At 70.1% G+C, this 943-nt stretch carries 1 protein-coding gene; it reads right to left on the reverse strand.

Translation table 11 applies throughout. The features are described 5' to 3' along the window. On the reverse strand, window positions 1–789 hold a 789-nt coding region (locus tag HUK84_RS20165), incomplete at its 3' end, for an ATP-binding cassette domain-containing protein (RefSeq protein ID WP_176641786.1). Between the last annotated feature and the right edge of the window lie 154 nt (window positions 790–943).

The following is a 943-nucleotide window of genomic DNA, read 5'->3' on the forward strand; positions in this document are numbered from 1 at the left end:
GCCCGGCGGGCGGGCGCGCATGTCGCGGCGGGTGATGGCGCGCCCGACCATGGTGGAAGCCAGGGAGGCGGGGGTGCAGTCCGGCGTGCGGAAGGTGCCGATATTGCGTCCGGCGCGCAGGATGGTGATGCGGTCGGAGATGTCCATGACCTCGTCGAGCTTGTGGCTGATCAGGATCACGGCGTTGCCCTGGGCGCGGAAGGCGCGCAGCGCGCGGAACAGTTCGCGGCTTTCGGCCGGGGTGAGCACGGCCGTGGGTTCGTCGAGGATCAGCAGCCGGGCCTGGCGGGACAGCACGCGCAGGATTTCGACGCGCTGCTGCTCGCCCGCCGAGAGGTCGGCGACGCGGGCGTCGGGGCGGACGGGAAAGCCGAATCGCTCGGACAGGGCGCGGGTGCGCGATTCCAATATCGCGGCGCCGGCGCGGGCAGGGGTGTCGCGCCAGCCGAGATGGATGTTTTCGGCGACCGTGAAGGCGGGGACCAGCTTGAAATGCTGGTGTACCATGCCGATGCCGGCCTGGATCGCCTCCTGCGGTGCGGCGAAGCGCCGGCCGTAGCCGTCCAGTACGATTTCGCCGGCATCGGGCTGGTAGATGCCGGTGACGACGTTCATCAGGGTGGATTTGCCGGCGCCGTTTTCGCCCAGCAGGGCATGGATCTCGCCGGGGCGGACGTCGAGATCGACATCCTGGTTGGCGATGACGCCGGGGAAATATTTGCAGATCCCCTGCAGTTGCAGGATCGGCGGCGTGCCCGGCGCGACGGGGGGCGGGGCGTCGGGAGGCATGGCGGGGTCAGTCAAGGCCGCTGACTCCTTCCACCGGCCAGTCCCATTGATAGATCCGGTCGTCGTCCATCACCGCGCCGTCGGGCACGCGCAGGCGGCCGGCGGCATCGCGGATCGGGCCGCGAAACGGGTTGTACCCGGCCAGGATGCGCTC

The sequence above is a fragment of the Nguyenibacter vanlangensis genome (assembly GCF_013376155.1).
Lineage (GTDB): Bacteria > Pseudomonadota > Alphaproteobacteria > Acetobacterales > Acetobacteraceae > Gluconacetobacter > Gluconacetobacter vanlangensis.